Below are 20,005 nucleotides of genomic sequence, written 5' to 3'. Positions count from 1 at the left end.
ATGACTGAACCCGGTGAGTGGCTCATCTACCGAGGGGCGGGCGAACCGCACGGCGGGATCACCCAGCTCCCTCCGCCGCCGCCCTGGCGGGACTTCGCGGGCCGTGACGCCTCCTCCGACGGTTCGGCCGACCGGCGCCTCGGCGGCTACCGGCACGAGGCGGAGCTGCACCGGCCGGGTGCCGAGGAGCTGGAGATGATCAACGCGGCGCTCTATCTGAGGCGTCCGCTGCTGGTCACCGGAAGCCCCGGGGCGGGCAAGAGCACCCTGGCCCATTCCGTCGCGCACGAACTGGGGCTCGGCCGGGTGCTGCGCTGGCCCATCGTCAGCCGGTCCACCCTGCTGGAGGGGCTGTACCACTACGACGCGATCGCCCGGCTCCAGGACGTGCAGATCGCCGCGCACCGGGCCACGGCCGACAGCGCCGCGGACGGCGGGGAGCACCAGGACCCGTCCGCCGACATCGGCAGCTATATCCGCCTCGGCCCCCTCGGCACCGCCCTCCTCCCCTCCGAGCAGCCCCGCGTCCTGCTCATCGACGAGCTGGACAAGAGCGACATCGATCTGCCGAACGATCTCCTCAATGTGCTGGAGGAGGGCGAGTTCGGCATACCGGAGCTGGAGCGCATCGCCGACCGGCTGCCTGACGGCGAGGCCGAGGTGCTCACCGACGACGGTACGAAGGTGAAGGTCAGGGGCGGCCGGGTGCAGTGCCGCGCCTTCCCCTTCGTCGTACTCACCAGCAACGGGGAGCGCGACTTCCCGGCACCCCTGATGCGCCGCTGCATCCATCTGGAGCTGGGCCGCCCCGACCACCAGCGGCTCGCCACCTTCGTACGGGCCCATCTCGGCGACGAGGCGGCCCGCGCCGGCAACGATCTGATCGCCCACTTCCTGGAGCGCTCGCGCAGTGAACTGATCTCCACCGACCAGCTCCTGAACGCGATCTACCTCACCGACACCGCCGCCCCGGCGGGCCGTGACCGGCTCGCCGACCTGCTCATCCAGCGACTCGACCGGCCGAGGTGATGCGCTGATGCCCGACGTCACGGAACCTCACGGCCCGGGCAGCGAGCCGGAGCCGGGACCCGGGCACGCCCAGGACGGGCCCGCCCCGGAGCCCGGTGCCCAGCAGCGGCCCGCCTCCGGGCCGGGCGCTCACGCCGAGGGTGAGCAGCCGCCTCCGTACGACGGCGCCCTGCTCACCGCGCTCGTCGCCCGGCTGCGCGAGGCCGGGCTCGACCCGGACGCCGAGCAGCTCTGCGACGCCATCTGGCTGGCCCAGCAGACCGGTTCCGGCCACCCGGGCACCCCGCCCGCCGGCGGAACGGCCCGTACCGGTACGGAGCAGACGCGGCCCGCGCCCGCGCCCGTCACGCCCGCGAACGCCAACGGCGCCGGCCAGGAGGGCGGCCCGGACGACGAGGCGTCCCGCCCGGCGGGCCCCCGCGACCACGACCCCCGGATCGCCCTCCACCCCGAACCCCGTCACGGCGGCCCCCGGGTGGGTTCCGGTCCCGGCAGCGGCTCTGCCGCGCTCACCCTCGGCGTGCCCGCCGCGCCCGCGCTGCCCGCGCCGCTCGAACTCCAGCGCGCCCTGCGCCCGCTCCAGCGGTACCGTCCGGCCGCGCCTCCGGTACGCCGTACCCTCGATGAGGTGGCGACCGTCGAACTCAGTGCCCGCGCGGGCGGGCTGATCATCCCGGTGTTCCGCGGGGTGTCCCGCGCGGACGCGCTCCTCCAGCTCGTCATGGACGCCTCGTCGTCGATGCGGGTGTGGGAGCGGCTGTTCGGCGAACTCCAGCAGATCTTCGGGCAGTTGGGCGCCTTCCGGGATGTGCAGGTGCGCTATCTGCACCAGGGCCCCGACGGAGCGCCCGCCGTCAGCAGGAGCCCCGACCCGGCCGCCGCGCCCCTCAGCTCCGCCGACCGGCTCAGCGACCCCACGGGCCGCCGGGTCACCGTGGTCGTCAGCGACTGCGCCGGACCGCTCTGGCACAGCGGGCGCGCCCACCGGCTGCTGCACCAGCTCGGCCGCCAGGCCCCCACCGCCGTCATCCAGCCGCTGCCGCAGCGCATGTGGAACCGCACCCGGCTGCCCGTCACCTACGGGGTGCTCTCCCGGGGCGAAGGGCTCGCGGGAGCCGCCGTACTGAGAGTCTCCGACGAGACGGCCGCGGGGCCCGCGGCGCATCCGGGCGCCCTCGCCGTTCCCGTGCTGCCGCCGGTCGCGGGCGCGCTCGGCGCCTGGGCCCGGCTGCTGTCCGGGACCGGCGCGGGCCGGATCTCCGGCGCCGTCGGCTGGGTGCGTGCCGACCACCGCGCGGCGCCCGTGCCGCGCCCAGGCGACCGCATGTCCTCGCTCCAGCTCGTCAGCAGATTCCGCTCGGCGGCCTCCCCGGTCGCCGGCCAGCTCGCCGTCTATCTCGCCGCCGCCCCGCTCTATCTGCCGGTGATGCAGCTCGTACAGCGCACGATGCTGCCCGACTCGGGCCCCTCGGAACTCGCCGAGGTGCTGCTCAGCGGACTGCTCTCGCGCAGCAAGAGCGACGGCGCGGACGACGGGCCGTGGTACGAGTTCGCCCCCGGGGTACAGGAGGCGCTGCTCGGGCCGCTGGGGCGGGACGAGGCGCTGCTCGTACTGAAACACTGCTCCGAGTACATAGAGCAGCGGTTCGGCAGGGGAGGACCCAACTTCCCCGCCCTGGCGCTCGCGCAGCTCGGCGACGGCCGCCACGGGCCGCTCTTCCCGCGCGGCAGCCTGGACGACGACGCCGCTTTCGGGACGGACGGCGCGTTCGGGGCCGATGGCGTCGACGGCACCGACGGCGGCGAGCCGGGCGGCCGGGGCCAGCGGGTCCCGCATCCCTTCGCCGAGGTCGCGGCCCGGGTGCTGGAGCGGTTCATGCCGCTGCCCGAGCAGTTCACCGACCGTGATCCGGACGGCCCGGGAACCGGCGACCCGACCACCAACGCGGCGGTGGAGAGCGCCCGGGCGCTGCTGCGCCAGTTCGAGTCCGACGGCATGGTCCAGTATCTGATCGACGCCGTCCAGCAGCTCCGCGCGGCCACCGAGCGCGAGGCGCCGGGCGCCGCCGACCCGGAGCTGTGGGCCGAGTTCGCGCGCGGGCTGCTGCGGCTGTGGGAGGTCCAGGGAGGCGGCGAGCTGCTGCGCGAGGCGGTACGGGCCGCCGAGCGGGCCGTCGCCCATCCCCGGGCGGTCCGTGAACGGGCCGTACTGGCACAGGTGTTGCACGCCGCCGCCGAGGACCGGCGCCGGCGCGGCGACCGGCCGGGCGCCCTGGAACTGCTGCGCCGCGCCGACCGCGAGTACACCGTCGCCTGCGCGGCACCGGGACTGGAGCCCGCCGAGGCACTGCGGCTCACCCTGGAACGGGTGCGCGCACTGGAGACACAGTGGCGCCTCGGCGGCGACAGCGCGCTGCTCCAGGGCGCGATCGGCATGCTGGAGGCCTTCGCCGACGTCTGGCCCGACCAGGAGAACCGTCCCGCCGGGCTGCCACTCGCCCACGGCCGTACCCTGCTGCGGCTGTCCGGGGCCACCGGCGACACCGAACAGGCCCAGGTGTACGCGACCCAGGCCGCACGCTCCCTGCGCAAGGCACTCGCGCCGGGCACCGGGCAGCACACCGTCTCCACCCAGGCCAGGATCCTGCTCGACCTGGTCGACGCCCTGCTGCGGTCCGGCGAGGGCCTGGAGGAGGCCGCCACGCTGGTCGACCAGTCGCTCGCGACCGTACGGGACGAGCGGCTGCTCTCCTCGCTCCGGGCCCGTGCGGGCCGGGTGCGCGTCGCCCGGTACGAACGCTCCGGGGATCCCGCCGACCTCGAAGAGGCCGCCGAGTGCTTCTCCCGCGCGGCCCGCGGTACCGCCCGCGACTCCCGGGCCCACGCCGATCTGCTCGCCGAATGGGGCTCCGCCCTGCTGCGCCGGGCCGAATTGCCCGACGGAGCGCCGTACACCGGGGCGGCCGTACGGGTGCTGCGCGACTGCCGTACGGAAACGGTCACCGGCACCGCGCGCCAGGCGGAACGGCTGCTGATGCTGGGCCGGGCGCTGATGCTGCGCCACCGGATCAACGACGACCGCGTCGATCTGCGCGAGGCCGAGCACCTCTTCGGCCTCGCGGCCCAGGAGGCGGGCGATCCGCTGACCGAGGCCCGCTGCTGGCTGGAGCTGGGGCGCTCCCATCTCGACGCGTACGAGACCCTGCGCCGCCCCGCCAGGCTCGACGACGCGGCCGAGGCGTTCCGTGACGCGGCCGACGCGGCGAGAGTCGCCGAAACAGAGCTGGAAAGTCTCCGACAACGGCTGGAAGCGGTCGGATTGCGTGCTGAAGCGAACCACTGGCGGGGTATGACATACGAGAGGGCGGGCCGGCCCCGGGCCGCGCGCGAGGCGTACCGGGCAGCCCGCACGGAATGGCGCAAGCTGCCGGACGGCGGTGGTGAGACGGCCCGGTCGACCATGGAGCGACTGGCCGAGCTGGAGCGCTGAGAGCGCTCCCGGACACGGCAACGGGGAGAAAAGATGAGCGAGTCGGCACACGGCGCGGCGGCGGAAGTCTCCACGGGCGGCGGTGAGCTGCCCGATCTGCTGGCACTGGACCTGGCGGAGCTGCGGACCCTGGACCACCCGGTGCTCACCGAGGTGGTGGCGGATCTGCGGGACAGGTCGGAGCAGCCGCGCGAGATGCTCTGGGGATTCAACAACGCCTTCTGACAAGGGCGTTTGACCACGATTTCGCTCCGGGACACCGGTGTCCCGGACAGGCGGGCGAGGCGGCCCGCACGCCGTACATCATGGGGGTTACGGACGTGGCTCGACGGGGGAGTCCGCGCGGAGCGGCGTACCCGCACGCCGGGGCACGGCCCGGTGGTGTGCCCTTCGGGCAGTTCATCGTCAAGGTGCACGGGCGGTGCAATCTCGCCTGCCGCTACTGCTATCTGTACGAGGGCCCCGACCACACCTGGCGCGGCCGGCCCGCGGCCGCCGCGCCGGAGGTCCTCGACCGCGCCGCCACCCGTATCGCCGAGCACGCCGGCGCACACGGGCTGACCGCGCTCTCACTCGTCCTGCACGGCGGTGAGCCGCTGCTCGCGGGCGCCGCGCGGCTGGCAGCCTTCGCCGGTCTCGTACGGGAACGGGCCGGCCGGGAGCGTACGGTCCACGCCACCGTGCAGACCAACGCCACTCTGCTCACCGAGCGCCGGATCGCCGCCCTCGCCCGTCACTCGATACGTGTCGGTGTGAGCCTCGACGGCGGCCGGCCCGAACACAACACACTCCGCACCGACCACGCGGGACGCCCCTCCTGGCCCGCCGCCGAGCGCGGGGCGCGGCTGCTCGCGGAGCACCACCCGGAGGCGTACGCGGGGATCCTGACCGTCGTCGACCCGCGGACCGGGCCGGTCGAGCTGTACGAGTCGCTGCTGGAACTGCGGCCGCCCGCAATCGACTTGCTCCTGCCGCACGGCAACTGGACGGCACCGCCGCCCGGTCTGCCGGCCATGGATCCGCCCCGCCACGGCCCCGCCGCCGGCCGGCCCACCCCGTACGGCGACTGGCTCAGCGCGGTTTTCGACCGCTGGTGGTCCGCGGGCCGCAGGGAGACCCGGATCCGGCTCTTCGAGGAGTGTCTCGCGCTGCTGCTGGGACTGCCCGCCGCGACCGAGTCCCTCGGGCTGGATCCGCTGAACGCGGTGGTGATCGAGACCGACGGGTCCATCGAGCAGGTCGACTCGCTCAAGTCCGCGTACGACGGCGCCGCCGCCACCGGCCTCGACATCTTCCGGCACTCCTTCGACGACGCCCTGGCCCACCCGGGCGTGGCCGCCCGCCAGTCGGGCGCGTCGGCCCTGTCCCCGGGCTGCCGCACCTGCCCCCTGCTCTCCGTCTGCGGCGGCGGCAACTACGCCCACCGCTACCGCGACGGCGACGGCTTCACGCACCCGTCGGTCTACTGCGCGGACCTGGACCGGCTGATCCGCCATGTGGCGAAGAGGCTCACGGAGGCGACGACGCGGGACGCGGCCCGGCCGGGGGCGACGCGGACCGATGGGACCCGGTCCGGTACGGCCGGGACCGGCGCGGCCCGGCCGGAAGCCGACCGGGCCGACGCGGTTCGGACCGATGGGCCCCGGGCCGGGATCGGCGCCGACCGGCCGGGCGTGACCCCGCCCCCGGAGGTCCCGGCGGTCACCGGCCCCATCGGTGTCGCGGCGATCGGCGGAGGCATCCGGTGAGCGGCATACCCGAGGCCGTGGTGCGGGAGATCGGCCGTACCGAAGGCGGGTCCGAGGCGCTCGGGCTGCTGGTGCGGGACCAGCACACCCGTCGCCTCGTCCTGCTGCGGGCCCTTCTCGACGCCGCCGAGGCCGCCCCCGCCGCCCTCTGCCCGCCCGCCGCGCTCGACCGGCTGCGCCAGGACTGGGCGTTGCTGGAGGCGGCAGAGCGCACCGACCGGGCCGCCGTGCGGACCGTGCTGCTCTATCCGCTCGCGGGCCCCTGGGCGCAGCGCTGTCTGCGCGGCCTCACCGGTGCCGCCCCCGACCCCGAACTCCCCGCCGATCTCGACCACTTCAGCGCGCTTGCCGCCGCCGCGGCGATCCGCGCCGGGCTGCCCTTCACCGCCCGGCTGACCGCCCACGACGGACTGCTCGCCCTGCCCACCCTGGGCGCTCTCCGTACCGAGCCGGGCCCGCCCTCACCCGTCGACGCCGAGCTGGCCGACGGCCGGGTGACACTCCGTCCGTGCGACGGCGCGGGCGGCGGCGCGGGCGCCGCCCCGCCCGTCACCGTACGGCTCACCGACGACGGCACCCGCTCCGGCGACCCGCGCTGGCTGCCCGTACTGACACTGCCCGCCGTACGGCCCGGAGCCGCGCCCGTACCGCTGGACGACACCGATCCGTACCGCACCGCGGGCACCCGGCTGGAACGCTTCGGGCTGTCCGCCGTCGCCAGCCTCGACGACACGCACCGCGAGAGCTGGGCGCGGTCCTGGGCGCAAGTGGAGCCGCTGCTGCGGATCGGCGGCCCGCACCGCTCCGAGGAGACCGCCGCCCTGCTGCACTGTCTGGTCCCGCTCTCGCCGCCGCCCGGCTCCGCGCCCTCCGGCGACGGCCCGGCGCAGTGCAGCGGCACCCGCCGTGAGGCCTTCGGCGCGGTCCTCACGAGCCGGCCGGCCACCCCCGCGCTCTTCGCGTCGACCCTTGTGCACGAACTCCAGCACACCAAGCTCGCCGCCCTCGCCGCTCTCGCCCCCCTCCACCACGAGGACGCCGCGCCCCGGCACTTCGCCCCCTGGCGCTCCGACCCGCGCCCCTTCGACGGGCTGCTCCAGGGCGCGTTCTCGCATATCGCGCTCGCCGACTTCTGGCAGCGCTACGCCCTCGGCGCGGACCGGCTCGCCGCCCGTGACCAGGCATGGGCCGAGCACGCGCGCTGCCGCGAACAGGTCGGCGCGGTCCTGCCCGTACTGGCCGCCTCGGGGGCGCTCACCCGCGAAGGACGGATCCTCGTCAACGAGATGATCACCGTGTACCACCGGCTGTCCGAAGATCCTCCGCCGCCCGGACATCTCGCCCGGGCCGCGTCCTACGTACGGACGGCACGGATGATCTGGCGCCAAAGGAACGGAACGTGATGCGGCACGCCCCGGGATGGAAACCAGGGGGCGCGGAGTATGTTAGAAGGGCGTATGACGATGCAGGGAGACGGTCGAATGCCCGCGGTGCGTAAGCCAGTTGGAGCAACCGGGCCGCAGGCTGTCACCATCAGTTTCGCCGGTTTCAACCGGGCCTGGGCGGCCTGGATCGGGGACCGGCTCGAACGGCGCGGACTGGCCGTCGTCTACCAGCGGTGGGACCCGCCGGACGATGTCCCGCTCGCTGACTGCCTGCGCGATCTGCTGCTGGCGCCGGGGCCCGTCCTCGTCGTACTGAGCGAGTGGTACTTCCAGCTCGGCCCGCGCGGCCACGAGGAGTGGAACAGCGCGCTGCGCGAGGTGGTCGCCGCGGAGTCCGAGCGCTTCGCCGGCGTCACCGTCACCACGGCCGCGCTGCCCGGCGCCACCACCGTCTTCGCCGCCGCCGATCTCACCACGGTCGGCGAGCAGGAGGCCGAGCGCCGGGTCCTGACCCGCCTCGGGCTGCCCGCCGAACCCCTGGGCGACCAGGGAGACCTGCGGCGCGGCCCCCGCTATCCCGCCGACTCGCCCGACGTCTGGGGCGGAGTGCCCCGCCGCAACACCCGCTTCACCGGCCGCGAGCCCCTCCTCAACGCGGCGTACCACGCCCTCCAGGAAGCCGGGCGCGGCGCCGGAGTCGTCACCCTGCACGGCATGTCCGGGGTCGGCAAGACCCAGCTCGCCGCCGAGTACGTGTACCGCTTCGGCGCGGAGTACGACGTGGTGTGGTGGGTCTCCGCCGACAAACGCGTCACCTGCCGCCAGAAACTCGCCGAACTCGCCCCCGCGCTCGGCCTGTCCACCGGTGTCGAGTACGGGGAGCGGCTGCGGGCCGCCAGGGACGCGCTGCGGCGCGGCGAACCGTACAGCCGCTGGCTGCTCGTCCTGGACGGCGCCGACGAACCCGACCAGATCTGGGACCTGGTGCCGACCGGCCCCGGCCATGTGCTGATCACGGCCCGCAACCCGGAGTGGGGCGAGCACAACAGCACCCTGCTGGAGGTCCCGGTCTACGACCGCGTCGAGTCGGTCGCCTTCGTACGGCGCCGGGCCCCGCGCCTGACGTACGAGGAAGCCGGGCAGCTCGCCGAGGCCCTCGAAGACCTCCCGCTGCTCCTCGACCAGACGGCCGGCTGGCTCAACGACTCCGACATGTCCGTCGACGAGTACATCGCGCTTCTTGAGGACGGCATCGACCAGGACGTCGTCAAGGTCTCCGCGGACTTCCCGCTCGCCTTCCAGACCGGCTGGTCGATACTGCTCAACAAGCTTCGCGAGACCGTGCCCGAGTCGGTGGACCTGCTCCGGCTCTGTACGTTCTTCGCGCCCGGCGCCATTCCCGTACGGCTGGTGCGCGACCTGCCGCCGGAGGACCTCCCCGAGAAGCTGCGCGGCCTGGTCGACGACCCGGTGCGCTGGGCCCGTGCGATCAACAAGCTGCGACAGTACGCCGTGGTGCGCGCCGCCGGGGTCGGCGAGCGCGAGGTCCATGACGCGGTGAGCGGCGAAGGTGCCTCCGGCGCCCCGGGCGACGCGCTCTACATGCACCGGATGGTCCATCAGATCGTCCACCAGGACATGCCCGAGCAGGACCACAAGGAGTTCATCGAGGTGGTCCGCAAGGCACTGGTACGGGCGGAACCCGGCCGGCCGACGGACACCCGGCTCTGGCCCCGGTACGCGGAGATCACCCCGCACCTCAAGGCCGCCGACGTCCTCCAGAGCACCGACCCGGCGATGCACACCCTGGTCCTCAACTGCCTGCGCTACATGTACCTTTCGGGCGAGTACGGCGCGGGCATCACCCTCGGCAGGCGCGCGCTGGCGGCCTGGCGCGATCTCCTCGGCGCCACCCACCCGAGGATCTGGGACGTCAGCTACCACTACGCGAATCTGATGCGGGCCGTCGGCGACTACGCCGGTACGGAAGCCATCGAGCGGGCGGCCGTGGAGCATCTCCGCGAGGAGAAGGGCCCGCAGGATCTGGAGCATCTGCGCGCGGCGGGCGGGCTCGCCGCCGATCTGCGCGGCCTCGGGCGGTACGAGGAGGCGCTGGAGATCTCCGGCTGGATCCTCGCCTCGTTCCGTGAACTCCTGGGCGAGCAGGACTCCCGCACCCTCAACGCCCAGAACAACCTGGCCATCTCGCTCCGGCTGCTCGGCCGGTACGAGGAGTCCCTGGACCTGCACCGGCGCACCCTGGAGGCCCGGCGGCAGCTTCTGCGCCCCCGGCACGCCTGGACGCTCTACTCCGAGATCAACTACGCGACGGACCTCAGGCTCCTCGGCCGCTACAGCGAGGCCGAGTCCCTCCAGTCGCAGAGCGCCCGCGTCCACCGCATGGTGCTGGGCCGGGAGAATCCGCAGACCCTGCGCGCCGAGCACAATCTCGCGCTGTGCCTGTACCGCTCGGGCGAACGCGACAGGGCCTCCGCGCTGTTCACCCAGGTGCTGGAGAGCTGTGAGCGGGTGCTCGGCGAGAACGATCCGCTGACCATGATGTTCGCGGCGGGCCAGAGCTGTTTCGCACGGGAGCACGGCGACATCGACCGGGCCATGGACATAAGCGACCGGGTCGTCGAGGGCTATCTGCGGATGCTCGGCGAGAGCCATCCGTATGTCGCGGGCACCCGCTCCAACCACGCGCTGATCCTGCGCAACGTGGGCGAGCGCGACCAGGCGCTGGAACTCACGGAGAACGCCCTCACCGATATGACCAGGGCCGTGGGCGAGACACACCCGTGGACGCTGGGCTGCGCCGTCAACGCCTCCGCGCTGCGCAACATCACCGGTGACGCGGAGGGCGCGGCGGCGCTGACCGGCTCCACCATCACCGGAGCCACCGAGGTCCTCGGCCGCACCCACCCGCTGACGCTCTCCGCCCGGATCGCGCACGCGGCGGACCTGCGGGGGCTGCGGGACACGCAGCGCGCCGAGAAGTTCGAACAGGAGGCGCTGGACGATCTGGCGGCGACGCTGGGTCCGCAGCATGTGCACACCGTCGCGGCCAGGTCCCGTGTCCGGCCGTACTGGGACTTCGAGCCGCCGCTCACCTGACCAGGAGCGGCACGAGGGGCACGAGCCGAGCAGGACGAGCGGCACGAGGGGGGAAGCGGAATGACGGTCGTCGTGGGGCCCGTGGCACCGGGGGAGGACGGGCCCATCCCGGTCGTGGTGGGCCGGGCGGAGGACTTACCGGGGCCGGGCGGCGTGCCCGGCCCGGCACGCGGCTCGGGGCACGAGTCCGCGTACGACTCGGTGTACGAGGACGAGGCCACCCGGGACGGGGCCGCGCAGCGGGTCATCCGGGTGGCCACGGACGTCTACGGGGACGGCCTCGATCTGGCGCGGCGCTGCGCGTCGCAGGCGATGCGGAGACTCGGCGATCTGGGGGACGGGCTGCGGCCCGACGAGATCGAGCTCCAGGTGTCGGTCACGCTGGACGCGGGGATGGCGGCGGTGGTGAAGGCGGGGGCGGAGGCACAGCTCCAGGTCACCTTCCGCTGGCAGCCGGGAGGGATGGCTCCGGGGGCGGCTGCGGGGACGGCTCCGGCGGTGGTGTCGGTGAGCGGTCCGGGGGCGGCTGATCCGGCGGGTGGTCCGGGGAGCAGCCCGGCGGCGGGTGCGGCGAGTGGCCCGGCGGGCAGTGCGGCGAGTGGTCGGGCGGCGGGTTCCGCGGCGGCCCGTCCAGGTGCGGGCTTCACGGTGCGCGGTTCCGGTGACGGAGCCGCTTCGTGACGGGGGACAACGGCGGGCGCCCGCCCCCTGACCGCGTCGGCCCCCGCCTCCGTACCGGCGCCCGCGCCGTCTCCCGAGGCTCCGGTGGTGCCTGTACCCGCGGCGATCCCGATCCTTCCGTACAGCCGCGTCGTCGGGCAGGACGACCTCAAGCTGGCACTGGAGCTGAATTTCGTCGCGCCCGGCATCGGCGGTGTCCTGATCACCGGCCAGCGCGGCACCGCCAAGTCCACGGTCGTACGGGCCTTCGCGCTGATGACCCGCGGCGAGCTGCCCGTGACCCTGCCGATCAACGCGACCGACGACCGGGTGCTCGGCGGCTGGGAGCTGGACGCGCTGATGCGCGGCGAGGCCAGGGAACAGTCCGGGCTCCTCGAAGAGGCCGACGAGAAGGGGCTGTTGTACGTCGACGAGGTCAATCTCCTCGACGACCACCTGGTCAACATCATCCTGGATGTCGTCTCCACCGGGGTGCTGTCCGTCCAGCGCGAGGGCATCGCCGCGGCCAAGCACCTCTCGTTCGGGCTCGTCGGCACGATGAACCCCGAAGAGGGCGGTCTGCGGCCGCAGTTGCTGGACCGCTTCGGCCTGATGGTGACCACCGCGGGGCTGACCACCGAGGACCGGCACCGGATGATCATGACGGTGCTGGCCTTCGAGGAGGAGCTGGCCAGGGGCGAGTCCCCCTGGCGGGCGGAGGCGGAACGGGAGGGCGCCGCGCTGCGGAGCGCCCTGCTGGCCGCGCGGGCTGCGCTGCCGGGGGTCGAGGTGCCGGAGGCGGTCGGCATGCTGTGCGCGGAGTGCGCGGGACGGCTGTCGGCGGTGGGGCACCGGGGCGAGCTGGTCGCGGCGCAGGCGGCGCGTGCGCTCGCCGCGCTGGAGGGGGCGGTACGGACCGAGCCCCGGCATGTACGGCGGGTGCTGCCGTTCGCACTGCGGCACCGGCGGCCTGAGTCGGCGCACGGCGGTACGTTCGAGTGGGGCCCGGACGACGACGCCCGAGTCGACGACCTCTTCGACTGAGGGGCCTCATGACCGCGCCCGCTTCATCCCCGGACCCGTCGTCAGCCCCGGCACCGGACGAGCCTTCGGTTCAGGACCCGGTGGGGACTTCGGACGTGTCCCCGGTCCAGGCCCCGGCCTCGGACTCGTTGTCGGCCGCTGTGCCGGACCCGTCGTTGGTTCAGGGCCCGGTGAAGGCCTCGGACCTGTCTTCGGTCCACGCCCCGGCGCCGGACCCGTCCTCGGCCCAGGGCCCGGTGGGGGCTTCGGACGTGCCTTCGGTTCACGCCACTGCGCCGGACTTGTCGTCCGCCCAGGGCCCGGTGGGGGCCTCGGACTTGTCTTCGGCCCGCCCGTCGGGCTCGGACTCACCGTCGGATCCGGCTGCTGTGCCGGTCTCGGTGCCGATTCCGCTGCCTACCGCAGGTCGGGCCCCGGCCTCGGCTCCGGACCTGCCGTCGGATCCGGAGCCGACCGCGGCTCAGGCGCCTGCCTCGGCTTTGGGGCCGGCCCCGGATCGTACCCCGGACCACGGGCCGGCTCCGGATCCCGCGTCGGCCCTGGCCGTGGGCCCGACTTCGGACCCGGCTCCGGGCTCGTCGTCGGGCTCGCCTTCCGACGCGTCTCTGGGCCGGGCTCCGGCGCAGGACCAGGTCCTGGGCCCAGCCTCGGGCCGCGCTCCGGCTTCGGATCCGGTGCCGGGCCCGGGCTGGAGCCCGTCTGCGGTACCGGCCGCGCCTGTTGTCCCCTTGCCCGGCGACTCGCATCGGCGGTTGCTTGCCGCCCTCGTCTGTGCCGCTGTCGAACCCGGGCTTGCCGGGGTGTTGTTGTTCGATCTGGCACCGGAGCTGGTCGCTCCGCTCGCCGATGTGTTCGCGGGGCTGCTCGGCCGGCCTGGGGAGGCCGGCGGGACGTCCCGTACCGTGCTCGGCGCCGCCGCCCGGGACGAGGATCTGTGGATACGGCCCCGGCTGCGGCGCGGGCCCGGCGGGATCCGGTTCTCGCTCGAACCCGGGCCGCTCACCGAGCCCGCCCCCGGGCCGTCCCTCGTCGTCGTGCCCGATCTCGCCAGGCTCGGGGTGTCCGGGATGCGGGCCGTGGTGCAGCTCCTCGGCGCGGATGTCGCCACCGTCGAGCACTCCGGGCTGCGCCGCCAGTGGCAGCCGCGGGCCCGCTGGCTGGCCGGCTGCCGGGCCGAGGACACCGAACGGGTCTCGCCGCATCTCCTCGACCGCTTCCCGGTCCGGCTGTCCGTCGCCGGACTGCGTACGCTCCCCGGCCCCGACCCCCTCGGCCCGCTCCCCGACGTCTGGCGGGCCGCACTCGACCGGGCCGCACTCGACCGCGTCGCGCCCGGCCAGGCGCCGCCGCTCGTCCTCGCCGACGCGCTCGCCCCGCGCGTACTGGAACTCCTCGGACCCGGCACCGGGCACCGCAGGGCCCTCGCGCTCGCCCGGATCGCCCGCGCGCTGACCAGGCTCGACGGTGCCACCGAGGTCACGGCCGCCCGGGTCGACGAGGCGGCGCGGCTGATCGGACTGCCGTCCGCGCCACAGGCGCCCGAGGACCACGACCCCATGCCGGACCCCGGCCCCGGACCCGCCGTACCGCCCCCGCGCGGCCCGGCACCCGGTACCCGCCGCGCACCGCGCCGTACCGACCACGGCCCGGAAGGACAGCGGCGCGCACCCACCGGGCGGCCGGTGCTCGCACCCGACGCCGGAGCCGAGCCCATCGGCCCCGGCCAGGTCCCCGGCGCCCCGGCGACCGCCACCCCCTACCCCGAGGACGACGCCGCGCCCCTGCCCGAGTTCGCCTCCCTGCGCACCCCCTGGCGGCGTGCCGCAGGACCCGGCGCCGCGCGCGGGCCGGTCATCGGGGTGCGCCGCCCGTACGACCTGCGGGACCTGGCCTTTGTCCGTACGGCCATGGAGGCGGCCAAGTACCAGGCGGTGCGCGGTCATCCGCCGCGGCTGGCCGTCGCCCCCGCCGATCTGCGCGGTTATGTACGGGCTCCCGAGCCGGAGCGGCTCCTCACCCTGGTCCTCGACCACACCTGCCGGGCCGGCTGGAACTGGTACGAGGCGCTCGAACCGTTCCTCCAGTGGGCCTATGTCAACCGGGCGTCCGCGCAGATCGTCGAAGTGGGCGCCAGGGACGCGCTCAGCGAACTGCGCGCCGAGACGTTCACCGCCCGCAGCGTCCTCGACCCCCGGATCACCGCCGCGCTCGCCCGGCCGCCCGGCCGCGCCACCCCGCTCGCCCACGGCCTCGAACTGGCCGGACAGGCGCTGCGCCGGGCCTTTCAGCACCACCGGGCGGGACTGGTCGAGGCATGGCTGGTCGTCGCCACCGACGGGCGCGGCAATGTCCCCTTGGACGCCAGCCGCCGCGGCCGGCCGCCCGTGGTCCCGGTCGCCCGTACGGGAATCGACGACGCGCTCGCGGTCGCCGCCCGGATCAGCGCGATGGACCGGACCCGGCTGCACCGTACGGTCGTCGATCCGGCGCGGCAGCCGTACGCCGATCTGCCCTTCCTCCTCGCGGACGCGCTCGGCGGGAGCGTGGCCGAGGGCCGTCCGGCGGAGGCGGTGAGCGGGGATGGGTGGTGAGCCGCACCGCGAGCCGCACCGGATCGCCCGCTGGCTGTCCGACGCCACCGGCGTACGGCGGACCCTGCCGGGCCTGATCCAGCGCCCCCGTCCCCGTACCACCCCCGTTCCCGCGCACGCCGAGCCGGGCGAGCCGGAGGCACTGGGCGCGGCCCCGGTGGACCCGGGTGCCCGCCTCCCCGACGCCATGGCCGTGATCAGGGTCGTACGGGGCCGGCATCCGAACGGGCGTGAGGCTTTCGGCTTCAGCGCGCGCTGCGAAGGGCTGGCGTCCCTCCCGTACACCACGGGCCCCACCCAGCTCCGCCCCGCCGGGATAGGTCTCGGCAACGCCCGGGCGGGCGGCGAGGCGCCGTCCGAACTCCTGCGCGCCATCCGCCACTGGTCGCGCAACCAGCGGCGGCTCGCCGACTGGATCAACCGGGCCCGCGCGGAGCACGGCTCCGCCCTGCATGTGCTGGTCTGGGACGACACCGGGTACGAACTGCCCTGGGAGACCCTCTGGCTGCCCGCGGACACCGAACACGGGCTGGCGGAAGGGCTGTTGGGCGCGCTGGTGGCGATATCCCGCTGGACCACCATCCATGAGCTGGACAGCGGTCTGCCGCACGGCCCGGGCGACTGCGCGGGCGGGATCCTCGGCTACTACCACCGGGGCATGCACCATGACATCGCCGCGTTCCGCCCGTACTCCCACCAGCCGCACACCACGATGAGCGGCTTCCTCGACGCCCTCGACCGGCGCGCGGCCGACGACCCCACCGGACTCGTCTATATGGCCTGCCACGGCACCTATGACGAGCGGGTGAGCGCGCTCTCCCTGGCCGAGGTGACCTGGGCCGAGCTGGACGAGCGCGCCATGGCCGTCCTGGACGAGCACCGTTCGCTGGTCTGTCTGAACGCCTGCCACTCCGGGCGGTTGGTCGACAACGACGCGGGTGGCGAGGAGGTGCTGCGCGGCTTCGCCGAACTGTTCCTGCGCAAGGGCGCCGAGGGCTGCATCGTCACGGCGGGCAAGGTCGGCGACCACGAGGCGCGCGATCTGATCAACGGGCTGGTACGGGAGGTGACCGCGCGACCGCGGCTGCCGGTCACCCACGCGCTGCGCGCCTTCCGGGCCCGCGCGCTCGACGACTTCGGCCCTCTGACGGACATCCCGCGGACCCGGCATGATGACGGAGAGGTCGACAGACAGGGGCAGAAGCGGGTTCTGCGGCTGCTCTACAGCTTCATGTTCCAGTACTACGGCCATCCGCTCACCACACTCCTGCTCACCGGCGGGGCCGACGAGGACGGGCCCGGTGACGACAGGCCCGGTGATGGCGGGCGCGGTGATGAGGGGGCGGAAGGGGGCGCGCCGTGAGCGGCGGCGGTACGGAGCGGCCCCTGCTGATCGAGCCCGTCGTCAGCCGGCCGCGCGAGGCCGAGGCGGGGCGCGCCTATCTGGTCACCGTCGATCTGCGCGGCCCGTTGAGCGCGGACGGCGCCGAGGACGCCCCCGACTGGCCTTACCAGGAGGAGGAGCTGACCTTCACGGTCGGGCTGGACGGCGCCCCGCACTTCGTGTGCGAGGTACTGGACGACCCCAGCGTCGTACTGCACCGCTTCGGCGGTACGTACGGTCCCGTGCGGTTCGTGGTGACGGCGGGGCAGGTGGCGGGGCCCGCGGGGCTGTGGCTGACCATCAGCAACGAGTGGGGGATGCCGGTACGGAAGGCCGAACTGCCCTGCCGGATCAGGGAACCGGGCGAGGGGGCGGGCGGGGCGGCGGCAGTGGCGGGGTATGTGCCGGGGGCGCCGGACCCGGTGGACGCCACCGCCGCGGCGGCCGTTACGGATGCGGGTGAAGCACCTGGTACGCGCGGCCTGCCGGAGCGGCCGCGGGCCGTCCTGGACCGGGGCTCGCGTGCCCGGGGCTCGTCAGCTCGGTCACCGGTGGAGGAGCCACCCCGGGACACCGCGGTCCCCGGCGGGCTTGAGCGGCCGGGCGAGGAGACGGCCGAGGGCGCGCGGGCCGCGGCGTCCGCGCCCGACGGATCCGTGCTGATCGTCTTCGCGGGTTCCGACCGGATCTGGGCCGACTGGATCGGGGACCGGCTCGGGCGCCGCGGACTGCGTGTCTCGTATCGGCGGTGGGATCCGTCGGCGGAGGTTCCGCTCGCGGAGTCCCTGCGGGAGCTGGCCCGGACACCGGGCCGGATCCTGCTCGTTCTCAGCGAGCGGTTCTTCGAGTTCCGCCGGCACGGGTACGACGAGTGGAGCCGCGCGTTGTGGGCGTTGCCGGCCGCCGAGCCCGGCCGCTTCGTCGCCGTCGCTGTCACCTCCGCCCGGCTGCCCACTGCCGGGGTGTCCCTCTCCCTGATGTCCCTGGCGGATCTCCGCGCGTCCGAAGCCGAGGAGCGACTCCTCTTCCTCTTCGGCCTGGACGCGTCGCCCGACCCCGGCGACCCCGGCCCGGCACCCCGCTATCCAGCGGATGCGCCCAGGGTCTGGGGCGGGGTGCCCCGCAGGAACACCCGCTTCACCGGCCGTGAGCAGTCGCTCAACAGCACGTACCAGGCCCTCCGGGAGACCGGTCCCGGTACCCGTGCCGTGACCCTGCACGGCATGTCGGGCGTCGGCAAGACCCAGCTCGCCGCCGAGTACGCCCACCGCTTCGCCGCCGAGTACGACGTGGTGTGGTGGATCGCGGCGGACAACCGGGCCGCCTGCCGCCAGGGGCTGGCCGAACTCGCTCCCGAGCTGGGCCTGGTGACGGGCGCGACGTACTACGGCGAGCGGGTGCGCGCGGTGCTGGACGCGCTGCGGCGCGGTGAACCGTACCGCCGCTGGCTCCTCGTCCTGGACGGCGCGGACGAACCGGACGAGCTGTGGGACCTGGTGCCCGAAGGGCCCGGCCATGTCCTGATCACCTCCCGGAACCGGGGCTGGGCCGAGCGCCGCAGCGCGCTGATGGAGGTCCCGGTCTACGACCGCGACGAGTCGGTGGCCCTCATCCGGAGCCGCGCACCGCGCCTCACCCGGCGGGAGGCGGACGAACTGGCGGAGGCGCTGGAGGATCTGCCGCTGCTGCTGGACCAGACGGCGGGCTGGCTCCATGACGCGGACCTGTCGGTCGCCGAGTACGTCGAAGTGCTCCACCAGAGCATGGACCGCGACGATGTCGTCAGAATCCCTTCCGACTCCCCGGTCGCCTTCCAGACGGCCTGGTCGATTCTGCTCGGCCAGCTCCGGGAGGCCGTCCCGTCGGCGGTGGACCTGCTCCAGCTCCTCACCTTCTTCGCGCCGGGCGCCATTCCCGTACGGCTGGTACGGAACCTGCCGCCGGAGGACCTCCCGCCCCGGATCGCCGCGCTGGTCGCCGACCCCGAGCAGTGGGACCGGGTGATCGGCAAACTGCGGCAGTACGCCGTGGTCCGCGCGGTCGGGCCGGCCGACGGCGAGGGCGGTGAAGCGGCGGCCGAGACGCTCTCCATGCACCGGATGGTCTGCCATGCCATCCACCGGAGCATGTCGCCCCAGGTCCACGAGGAGCTGATCGGAGCAGCCCGGCGGGCGCTCACCGCCGCGGACCCCGGCAACCCCACGGATGTGGCCAACTGGCCCCGGTACGCGGCGATCACGCCACATCTCATCTGGGCCGACGCGCTGCAGAGCACCGAGCCCGCCATGCACACGCTGGTCCTCAACTGCCTGCGCCACATGTACATTTCGGGCGAGTACGGCGAGGGCATCGACCTCGGCCGACGCGCCTGGGAGTCCTGGCGACTGCTTCTCGGCGCCGACCACCCCAGGATCTGGGACCTCAGCCACCACTACGCCAATCTGCTGCGTGCGGTCGGCGACTACGCGGGCAGCGAGGCCATCGACCGCGCCGCCGCGAATCATCTGCGCGAGGAGCGCGGCAGGGAGCACCCGGCGCATCTGCGGGCCGCGAGTGGGCTCGCAGCCGATCTGCGTGGCCTTGGGCGGTACGAGGAGGCACGGGAACTCTCCGGCTGGATCTTCCTCTCGTACCGCGAACTCCTCGACCTGGAGGACGCCCGTACCCTCAACGCCCGGAACAATCTGGCGGTTTCGCTGCGACTGCTGGGCCGGTACGAGGAGTCCCGCGCCCTGAACGGCAGCAATCTCACGATCCGGCGCCGGGTGCTGGGCCCCGTGCACCGGCTGACTCTGTACTCGGAACTCCACGTCGCCATCGATCTGCGGCTGCTGGGCCGCTACCAGGAGGCGGAGGAGCTTCAGACGGAGAACTTCCGTACGCATCAGCGGGAGTTGGGGCCGGACAATCCGCAGACCCTGCGGGCCGGGCACAATCTGGCGCTGTGCCGCTATCTGGCGGGCGATCCGGCCGCTGCCGGGCCGCTGTTCGCGCAGACGCTGGAGCGCTGTGATCGGGTGCTGGGCGGTGACGATCCGCTCACCATGATGGTCGCGGCGAGCTGCGCCTGGCTGGAGCGCGAGACGGGCGATCCGGCCCGTGCGCTCGGTCTGCACCGGACCGTGGAGGAGCGCTATACCCGGATGCTGGGGCGGGACCATCCGTTCACCGCGGGGGTACGGGGCAATCTGGGCCTGACCCTGCTGGCCCTCGGCGAGCGGGGCGAGGGGCACGAGGTGATCGAAGAGGCGTACGCGCGGATGCTTGCCGCGGTCGGTGCCGCTCATCCCTGGACCGTGGGCTGCGCGCTCAATACGGCGGCGGCCCGGCTGGAGACCGAGGACCGGGCGGGCGCGCTGGCCCTGAGTCGCGAGAACGCCGACGCCGCGCTACGGGCCCTGGGCCCGCAGCATCCCCTGACGCTCGCCTGCCAGGCAGGGCTGGCCGCCGCGCAAGGGCAGCCGGCCCCCACGACCGTACGGACCCACTGGGACTTCGAGCCGCAGACGATCTAGTGCTGTGTCCTCAAACGAAGCTCAAACGAAACGCCGGACGGG

11 protein-coding genes are annotated in these 20,005 nt (G+C 74.1%); all 11 read left to right on the top strand.

Going from position 1 to position 20,005, the window contains the following annotated elements; all coding sequences use genetic code 11:
• The 11 genes from KQY30_RS11215 (at window position 1) to fxsT (KQY30_RS11165) (ending at window position 19,963) form a co-directional block, all read left to right on the top strand.
• The gene (locus KQY30_RS11215) at window positions 1-1,029 is read left to right on the top strand and encodes a MoxR family ATPase (RefSeq protein WP_217306706.1); all 1,029 of its coding nucleotides are present in this window, start codon (window positions 1-3) and stop codon (window positions 1,027-1,029) included.
• A gap of 7 nt (window positions 1,030-1,036) precedes the next feature.
• A complete protein-coding gene (locus KQY30_RS11210) occupies window positions 1,037-4,519 on the top strand; it encodes an SAV_2336 N-terminal domain-related protein (protein WP_254407071.1) in 3,483 nt (1,160 codons plus the stop codon).
• A gap of 33 nt (window positions 4,520-4,552) precedes the next feature.
• The gene (fxsA, locus tag KQY30_RS11205; protein WP_217306705.1) at window positions 4,553-4,744 is read left to right on the top strand and encodes an FxSxx-COOH cyclophane-containing RiPP peptide; all 192 of its coding nucleotides are present in this window, start codon (window positions 4,553-4,555) and stop codon (window positions 4,742-4,744) included.
• A gap of 158 nt (window positions 4,745-4,902) precedes the next feature.
• Window positions 4,903-6,267 carry an FxsB family cyclophane-forming radical SAM/SPASM peptide maturase gene (locus KQY30_RS11200; protein WP_254407571.1) on the top strand — a complete coding sequence of 455 codons (1,365 nt, stop codon included), beginning with the start codon at window positions 4,903-4,905 and terminating at the stop codon, window positions 6,265-6,267.
• The gene (locus KQY30_RS11195) at window positions 6,264-7,670 is read left to right on the top strand and encodes an HEXXH motif-containing putative peptide modification protein (RefSeq protein ID WP_217306703.1); all 1,407 of its coding nucleotides are present in this window, start codon (window positions 6,264-6,266) and stop codon (window positions 7,668-7,670) included. The genes KQY30_RS11200 and KQY30_RS11195 overlap by 4 nt, the downstream gene beginning before the upstream one ends.
• A gap of 78 nt (window positions 7,671-7,748) precedes the next feature.
• Window positions 7,749-10,769 carry an FxSxx-COOH system tetratricopeptide repeat protein gene (gene fxsT, locus KQY30_RS11190; RefSeq protein ID WP_217306702.1) on the top strand — a complete coding sequence of 1,007 codons (3,021 nt, stop codon included), beginning with the start codon at window positions 7,749-7,751 and terminating at the stop codon, window positions 10,767-10,769.
• 60 nt (window positions 10,770-10,829) lie between these two features.
• Entirely contained in the window at window positions 10,830-11,450 is a 621-nt protein-coding gene (locus tag KQY30_RS37115; protein WP_302185309.1) for a CU044_2847 family protein, read from the top strand.
• A gap of 87 nt (window positions 11,451-11,537) precedes the next feature.
• Complete coding sequence (locus KQY30_RS11180) at window positions 11,538-12,473, top strand: AAA family ATPase (RefSeq protein ID WP_254407070.1); 936 nt, start codon at window positions 11,538-11,540, stop codon at window positions 12,471-12,473.
• 800 nt (window positions 12,474-13,273) lie between these two features.
• Window positions 13,274-15,064: a hypothetical protein gene (locus KQY30_RS11175; RefSeq protein WP_254407069.1), complete on the top strand. Its 1,791-nt coding sequence runs from the start codon at window positions 13,274-13,276 to the stop codon at window positions 15,062-15,064.
• Window positions 15,054-16,427 carry a CHAT domain-containing protein gene (locus KQY30_RS11170; protein WP_217306699.1) on the top strand — a complete coding sequence of 458 codons (1,374 nt, stop codon included), beginning with the start codon at window positions 15,054-15,056 and terminating at the stop codon, window positions 16,425-16,427. Before KQY30_RS11175 ends, KQY30_RS11170 begins: the two co-directional genes overlap by 11 nt.
• On the top strand, window positions 16,424-19,963 hold the full coding sequence (gene fxsT / locus KQY30_RS11165) for an FxSxx-COOH system tetratricopeptide repeat protein (protein WP_217306698.1): 3,540 nt from the start codon (window positions 16,424-16,426) through the stop codon (window positions 19,961-19,963). The genes KQY30_RS11170 and fxsT (KQY30_RS11165) overlap by 4 nt, the downstream gene beginning before the upstream one ends.
• Window positions 19,964-20,005: the final 42 nt, after the last annotated feature.

It is taken from the genome of Streptomyces sp. GMY02, from assembly GCF_019056675.1.
Taxonomy (GTDB): Bacteria; Actinomycetota; Actinomycetes; order Streptomycetales; family Streptomycetaceae; genus Streptomyces; species Streptomyces odonnellii.
This window is presented reverse-complemented; position numbering and strand designations above follow the sequence as displayed.